At 43.9% G+C, this 7,898-nt stretch carries 7 protein-coding genes; all 7 read right to left on the bottom strand.

The features are described 5' to 3' along the window. The coding region (locus GXO74_03780; GenBank protein ID NOZ60780.1) for a hypothetical protein at positions 1 to 646 on the bottom strand (646 nt) is incomplete at its 3' end. 200 nt (positions 647 to 846) lie between these two features. After that, entirely contained in the window at positions 847 to 2,463 is a 1,617-nt protein-coding gene (locus tag GXO74_03785) for a sodium/solute symporter (GenBank protein ID NOZ60781.1), read from the bottom strand. Positions 2,464 to 2,496: 33 nt separating this feature from the next. Next, a complete protein-coding gene (locus tag GXO74_03790) occupies positions 2,497 to 3,804 on the bottom strand; it encodes a galactokinase (GenBank protein ID NOZ60782.1) in 1,308 nt (435 codons plus the stop codon). A 45-nt stretch (positions 3,805 to 3,849) separates the two neighbouring features. Beyond that, a complete protein-coding gene (locus tag GXO74_03795; GenBank protein ID NOZ60783.1) occupies positions 3,850 to 4,071 on the bottom strand; it encodes a hypothetical protein in 222 nt (73 codons plus the stop codon). Positions 4,072 to 4,115: 44 nt separating this feature from the next. Continuing rightward, positions 4,116 to 5,774 carry a sodium:solute symporter family protein gene (locus GXO74_03800; GenBank protein ID NOZ60784.1) on the bottom strand — a complete coding sequence of 553 codons (1,659 nt, stop codon included), beginning with the start codon at positions 5,772 to 5,774 and terminating at the stop codon, positions 4,116 to 4,118. 71 nt (positions 5,775 to 5,845) lie between these two features. Beyond that, a complete protein-coding gene (locus tag GXO74_03805) occupies positions 5,846 to 7,105 on the bottom strand; it encodes an anaerobic sulfatase maturase (protein ID NOZ60785.1) in 1,260 nt (419 codons plus the stop codon). Between the two features lie 53 nt (positions 7,106 to 7,158). After that, positions 7,159 to 7,898, bottom strand: a 740-nt coding sequence (locus GXO74_03810) for a GHMP kinase (protein ID NOZ60786.1), incomplete at its 5' end; no start/stop codon positions are given.

Consider the following 7,898-nt stretch of genomic DNA (forward strand, 5'->3'; position numbering starts at 1 on the left):
TGACCAATACATTTTCAAAAACTGTTGCTTTGGCACCTCCGATGCGGACGCGGATAAAATCTCCGTTCTTCACGCCGAATTGGGCAGCTACATCTCCGGGCATGTGAACGTGGCGATTGGCGATAATAGCGCACTCTGGTAAAAAAATCGATCTTTTAGGACCCACCAAAGTCAGAGGCGCCGCGCCTTTTAAATCTCTGGAATTGCGAACCGGCGGATTTATTCCCAATTGCACCGCATCCGTGAGTGACAATTCCACTTGATCATACTCGCGCATGGGTCCTAAAATACGAACATTCTGAATCGCTCTCATTTTGCTGCCGATGATTGTCACTGTCTGTTTTGCAGCAAACTCACCTTCCTGATACAAATCCCGATATTTTTCTAATTCTGCATCTTCGCCAAAGAGATAACGAAATGTTTCCGGGGTAATGTGAACATGATGATTGGAAACGCCCAGAGGGATGAGCGGATATTTTGACTCCGGTTTTGTTTCAATTTTTTTCCCGGTAATGGATTCGACAACTTCATTGACGATAATGTCGATGAGTTCATCTTCGGCAGGCTTTTGAGGCTCGACATATTTATTTGCTTCGCAGAGGCCGCATTCCTGACAATATGAGGCTAACCCTTTATAATTTACCATTTTCTTAAAGGTTTTCGATCTTTATTTTTCAATGAATTATAGTTGTACAATTTTTATAAATATATTAATTATTAAAATTATAGTCAAGCCAAATTTTAGGTTTTTTCACAAAAATAAAAATGCCCCAAATTCAATTGGCAAAATATTCTTACTACCATCAATTTGAGGCAATATCTGGCAAAATTTATCAATAAATCACACTAACCAGTGAAATACATCAAAATAAGGGCAATGACGATCACAACAACGACAGAAAGCGCCACGTCCATCCAATTCCAGCTCGCTCGGGAAGCTTTCCTGTCAGCCGCCACGGTTGTCGCATAAGTGAGCCCTTTGATCTGTTCCAATGCCGGTGGTGCAGTGAGATAGCTGACAATAATCATCGCCAGACTACATCCGACAAAAAGATAAATTGCAAAATAAAGAAAATTTACCGAAGCAAAAGAATAGAGGAAACCACCGACGTCAGCCAGTGCCGTCTTATTCAATTCCGCAATCAACCGCAACATTCCAACACCAAAGCCGCCGATCAGAGCAGTGAGAGCGCCTTTGGCATTAATTCGTTTCATAAATAGCCCGAAGAAAAAGACCGCAGCAATGGGAGGCGCAATGTATGCCTGCACGCTTTGCAAATAATGGTACAATTCGCCGGAAATGTATTTCATGAACGGGATCCATAAAATTCCGGAAATTACCACCACGCCTGTCGCAATTCTCCCCACGCGCACGAGATTCTTTTCTGAAGTTTTAGGCTTGAGCTTTTTATAAATATCCATTGTGAACAAAGTCGAAGATGAATTAAAAACAGCCGCCAGAGAACTCATCAGCGCCGCCAATAATCCGCCAGCGACTAATCCGCGAAAGCCCACAGGAAGCAAAGTTTTCACCAACGTGGGAAAAGCTTGATCAGCAGACGGAAGATCAAGGCTGCCTGATTTTGCCAGCGCATAGGCAATGATTCCCGGAATCATAAAAATGAAAAAAGGCAATAATTTCAAAAAAGCGGCGAAGATCGTACCGCGACGCGCTTGTGTCTCGTCTCGTGCGGCAAGCGTTCTCTGAACAATGTACTGGTCTGTGCACCAATACCACAAACCAACAATTGGCGGCGCGAAAACCATCCCGGGCCAGGGAAATTCAGGATCGCTCGCCGGGAGAAAAAGATCAAAATGCTGGCTTCCGGCAATGGCGTATAAATTATGCCAGCCACCGATTTTCGCCAAACCAATCAGTGTGACCGTAACTGATCCGGCAATCAGGATAATAGTTTGCAATGCTTCAGTATAAACAACAGCACGCAAACCGCCGACAATAGTGTAAATTCCGGTGAGAACGATGACGATGAGCGCGCCGGTCCAAAAATCTATTCCCATCAGTGTTTGAAAAACCACAGCTCCGGCGTACACAGTGACGGACACCTTTGTCAGAATATAGCCCACAAGGGTGATCAGCGACAGAAACCAGCGCGCTTTGGGGGAATAGCGCAGTTCCAAAAATTCCGGCATAGTGAAAACTTTGCTGCGCATGTAAAACGGGACAAAAACCCAGCCCAAAAGCAAAACCAGCCAGGAATGCAATTCGTAATGCCCCATGACAACACCGGTTTTCGCCGCCGTACCAGCCAATCCGACGATATGTTCGGAACCGATATTTGATGCAAAAATTGAAGCACCGATGACAAACCAGCCCACATGGCGTCCGGCGAGAAAATAATCCGTTGGCGAGTCATGTTTCTGTCTAATTACCCACAATGCCAATCCCATTAAAACGAGAAAATACAGACCTACAACGACCCAATCCCAGAAAACAAAAACCATCGTCCAGCTCCTTGTTTTTCGTTTTTGAGTTTTTTATACAAAAGCTGATACACAGATCGCGCCAACGGAACGTATTTTCAACGGCTTGACGCAATTTTCACCAAAAATGGGGATCATCAAATTTTGATAATCCACAACTCTTTTCATCGGCAGAAAAACCTGAATAGTGCCGGCAAATCCACCACCGTGTACGCGGCAGGCACCTTCACCGGTTTTTTCAATAAAATCTTCGCTCAAAGCAAGCGCGAGATTGACTCCCTGCTCTTGAGGATTATTTGTGGGGTAGCTGTTTTGCAGCCATTTGTTCGAGGAATTACCTGATTGCGCCACGTAACGCAAAAATTGTGGTAAGTCTCCATTCTTCAAAGAATTCATTTGCTGAAGCACACGATCGTTTTCTTTGAGAAAATGAAAAACTCGCAGTGCGGCGCGATCGCCGGCTTTTTGGCGTATTTTTGGCAAATTTTCGATAAATTCGCTCAAGACCAATTCCCGAGCAGTTTCTTTGCCTAAAAATTGAGCGACCTTTTTCATCTCCGCGGGAATTGCGCTGTAATGCTCCGTCAAATCAGCATGATTGCCTCCCGTGTCAACAACCAGCAAAGAATAATCAAATTTTTCAAAATCAAAATCGACCTTCTCAACTTTTGGGTTCGCCGGATTCTCGAAGTCAATAGCGACAATCCCGCCGGAAGCGCAGGCGATTTGATCCATCAATCCGCACGGTTTGCCAAAATATTCATTTTCTGCAAATTGCCCGATTTGCGCTATTTGGATCGGCGAAATTTTGTTTTCATTGTACAAATAATTGAAAATAGTCCCCATGAGAACTTCGACAGAAGCGGAAGAACTGAGTCCGGACCCGACCAACACATCGCTGGTCATAACCGCATTGAATCCACCGATTTTACCGTCGTATTCCTGCAAATGAGCTGCAATTCCTCGGATCAAAGCTGCCGTCGTTCCTTTCTCGCTATTTCTTGCTTTGAGATCATCGAGCTCGACCACAAACGGATTCGCATAAGATTCCGAATAGAGCCTAACAATATCTTCGTTATTTTTAGCGGCGACGGCAATGGAATCCAAATCTACACTGGCAGCCAAAACCCGTCCGTGATTATGGTCGGTGTGATTGCCGCCAATTTCAGTCCTGCCCGGCGTACTGAAAATATGAACATCATTTTGAGGGAAATTTAGCTGAAATTTTTCGACCAATAATTGATATCGTTTAATCTGCTTGCTGATTCCCTCTTCCTCTTGTTTGAGGCCATAGATTTTTTTGAATAAGTTTTTTGTCTCAGAGAGATGGAGCCACTTTTTTACTTCATCTAATTTAGGCATGTTAGCAAATAAACCTCTTTTTTGAAAATCGCAAACTACCTTTCTCTAATTTTCAGATCGGTAATGAATAATTGAAAAAACAAAGAAAATAATTCCCGCAACTAGTATAATCAATCCCCACCACAAATTTGGGTTTAATTCGTGGAGAGCGGTTCTTGTTTGAGGATAAAAAATGTAATAGACTCCCGTTGAAGTGATAATAACTCCCAAAATTGTCAACATGAGTCCCACAAAGAACCAGATGGAAAGCATTTTTTTATCAACCATGAAAAAATCTCCTCTATAACCATTTCGCTACGTTCTGTTTATTTTTACCAAAAATAGATATTTAACAGCACAAAAATAACAATGACGATGACAGCCATTGCTTCCGGCTTTTTATAAAATGGCAAATTTTTCTCTTTTTCAATAGTTGTCAATCCTTTGATCAGCCCGATAAGTTCATCGCGAGGTTTTCGTTTGGTAAATAGACTAACAACAATAGTTACAATAAAGCAAATCAACCACGCCCACCAGGCGCGCCAGAAATTTGCTGCCATATCGCTGGCATTATCGGAAAGAGTGAGCAAAGTGGCAGAAATCCATCCCAGTTTTACTGCCAAAAACATGGAAAAAGAAGAGCCCATTCCGGCCAATAATCCCCAAAAAGCGCCACTCGGAGTGATCCAGACGATGAACATACCTAATAGCATCGTCGCAAACAACGGTGCATTTACCCAGGAAAAAATCGCCTGCATGTAGTCCATAATTGAAGGAGCGGCCTTTGCCCAGTAAGCAGTGCCTACACTGATTACGACGCCGGCAATTGTAGCGACTCTCCCCATCCAGACATAATGTGAATCTGAAGCGTTTTTGTTGATAACGGATTTGTAAATATCGTAGGTCCACACAGTGTTAAACGCGCTAATATTTCCCGCCTGACCGGCCATAAATCCGGCTAACAACGCAGTCACGCCGAGACCAATCAGTCCTTGCGGATAATATCTGGCGATTAACATCGGTAATGCAGAGTCATAATTAATTCTTCCGCCTTCTTGTAGCAAAGAAAAATGAGCATTCGGATCACGGGAAAGTATCAATGCGATTAAACCAGCAAAAATCACGATAAACGGCAATGCCATTTTAAAGAAAGAGGCAACAATTGGCGTCATGCGCGCTGATCTCAAGTCTTTGGAGGAAAAAGCGCGCTGCACAACCAGAAAGTCTGTAGTCCAGTAACCGAAAGATAGCACAAAACCCAGGCCTAAAATAATTCCCATCCAGGTGACGTGCATTCCATTACTTCCGGCGTTGGCAGAAGTTGACCAGAGGGCGTTCATTGCTGGTTCGAGTCTGCTAAAAACTTGATGCCAGCCGCCAATCTCCACAACGCCTAAAATCGTCACCAAAAATAAGCCAAACCAAATCAAGAAAAATTGGACAATTTCGGTAAAAATAGCGGAAAGAAGCCCTCCCAATGCCACATAACCGGCAACCGTTACCGCCGAAACCCACATCGAGACGTCCCAATGCCAGCCCAAAAAAGTGCGCAGCACAAGCGCCATGGCATAGAGATTGATTCCGGACATGAGCAGCGTCATAAAAGCAAAAGCGATTGCGTTTAAGACTCGTGTTTTTTCATCAAATCTTAATTTGAGATAGCCAGGAACGGAATGGATTTTACTGCTGTAGTAAAAAGGCATCATGTAAATTGCCAGAAACAACATTGCCGGAATAGCGCCCACCCAGTAAAAATGAGCGACAAACATTCCATATTTGAAGGTGTTACCGGTCATCCCGAGAAGTTCCAGGGCGCCCATATTGGCGCTTAAAAACGCAAGACCAGCCACCCAGGAGCTGTTGCGGCGCCCGGCGAGGAAGAAGTCCTCCCCTGTTCCGGTAAAACGCTTAAGATAAACACCAATTCCCAGCACAAAAGCAAAGTAGAGTGCAATAATCAACCAGTCAATCCAAGAAATGTGTAAAATCATTTGCTATTAACCCTCCAAGATTTGATTGATAAATTTGGTAATTTGCAAAGAATCATTAAAGTACAAAAAATTCACCCAGACATTCCACAACATTTTTTAAATTTTTTCCCGCTACCACAGGGGCAGGGATCGTTCCTGCCAACCACAAGTTTTCCCTCGGCAACCATCTGACGAATCTTCTGCCGGATCGCCGCCTGTTCAGCACCCTGCTTTTGCTTCCATTCATCCGCCATTTTTTTCAAACGGTCGTCCGCGTAAGAAAAAAAAGTTTTGTAGGCAGAACACAAATAATCCAGATTCTGATTTTCCGGATTGTTCAAACGATTTTTGGTGCATCCCCCCCAACAATGGCGCAGCCAGGGGCAATTTTTGCATTCATTCGTCAGGTTCTTCTTTAGGCGGCCGAATTCTGTCTGCCGCGGAGAGTTGAGCATTTCTGTGAGGGAATGCTGCATGATATTGCCCAATTTCCATTGCGGATCGACAAAAAAATCGCAGGAATAAACGTCGCCGTTGTGCTCAACGACAACGTAAACGCCGCATTCGGGCATGAGACTGCACTCCGGCGGATTCAAATCCACGTAACTGTAAAGCGCCGATTCAAAAAAACGCACTGAAGTCGTGGGCATGCCATCGACGAAACTATTCATCCAGAGATCAAAAATTACACAGAGAAACTCTCCGTATTTCTTAGGCGGCACAGTGAAAGGCGCCACTTTTTTCGGATCAATAGCATGAGGTTCAATAGCAGGAATGAATTGCATGTAATTTAAACCGATATCGCGCAGAAAATTGAAAATTTCCTCGGGGAAATTTACCGAATAATCATTCACAACGCTGAGAGCGTTCACTTCACAACCGGCATCGAGCAGGAGTTTCGCAGAATTAATTACTTTTGCAAACGTACCCTTGCCGATCCCAGTTTTTCGATAATGATCATGCACATGTTCGGGACCGTCGAGAGAAAGCCCAATCAAAAATTTATATTCTCTGAGAAATTGAGCCCAATTTTCATCGATCAGCGTGCCATTCGTTTGAATCGTATTGCCGACGGCCTGCTGCCTGCCATATTTTTTTTGAAATTCGATCGCTTTCTCAAAAAATTCCAGCCCCATCAAAGTCGGTTCGCCGCCCTGCCAGTTGAAAACAGCGGTATCACTCGTCTGCGACATCATCTGGCGCACAAGTTCTTCCAGTACTTCGTCGCTCATGCGATGCTGGCGATGGCCGCCGAACATTTCTCCTTTTTGTAAATAAAAACAGTATTCACAACGCAAATTGCAGTCAGGCCCGGCAGGTTTGATTAAAATGTCGCGTAAGATTTTTTTCATGAAAAATTTTTCCGAAAAATAAAATCCTGATAATAGTGGTCATCTCTTATTTTTTATTCCGTCACAATCATCTCTGTTTTGACTCCCTCATCCACTTCAACGACAAATGCTTTTCCTCCAACTTTTTCAATTGCGTGTGCCACTTGTTCCGGATTGTGTGGGGCGTAAACGAACATGCACCCTCCACCGCCTGAGCCGTTCAATTTCCCTCCCAGCGCGCCTGCTGCTATTCCGGCATCAATCATCGCATCTAATTTTGGCGTAGAAATTTTGAGTTGGTCTTTCAGAATTTTGTGGCAACGCGTCAACAATTTGCCCAATTTTTCATCTTCCATAAAGCCATCTGAAAAAATTTGGTGTGCCACATCCGTCAAATCACGATTGTACAACGCGCCTTTGAGAAGCTCCACCTGATCTGGTGGAAATTCCGTGATTTTATTGCTAATTTCTGAAAAATAGAGATACCACAGATCTTCGCCAATATCAATTTGCAGAAACTCCAGCATCTCCAAAATACCGCCTTTCACACGATGCAAAATTTCCTTCGTGTCTTTCGGCTCTTGTGAGTCTCCGAGCACAAATGTTCCCATTCCGTGCTCCAGGCGTTCAACTGTAACTTTATCCCGAAAATCCATGAAAAGTACATCCCCGAGGGCAGTAGCGTAATGATCCATCATACCGCCAGGCTCGTTAAACTCCACGACTTCAGCTAAATGCGCCAGACGCGCTATTTCATAAGGATTATTCCGCCTTCGATCATTGGAAACTGTCAATAGAAACTTCACTAACGCGA

The organism is Calditrichota bacterium (genome assembly GCA_013152715.1).
GTDB lineage: Bacteria > Zhuqueibacterota > Zhuqueibacteria > Thermofontimicrobiales > Thermofontimicrobiaceae > 4484-87.

Coding starts and splice junctions, on each gene's coding strand:
- GXO74_03785 (NOZ60781.1), bottom strand. CDS start 2,463: ATGGTTTTTGTTTTCTGGGATTGGGTCGTTGTAGGTCTGTATTTTCTC.
- GXO74_03790 (NOZ60782.1), bottom strand. CDS start 3,804: ATGCCTAAATTAGATGAAGTAAAAAAGTGGCTCCATCTCTCTGAGACA.
- GXO74_03795 (NOZ60783.1), bottom strand. CDS start 4,071: ATGGTTGATAAAAAAATGCTTTCCATCTGGTTCTTTGTGGGACTCATG.
- GXO74_03800 (NOZ60784.1), bottom strand. CDS start 5,774: ATGATTTTACACATTTCTTGGATTGACTGGTTGATTATTGCACTCTAC.
- GXO74_03805 (NOZ60785.1), bottom strand. CDS start 7,105: ATGAAAAAAATCTTACGCGACATTTTAATCAAACCTGCCGGGCCTGAC.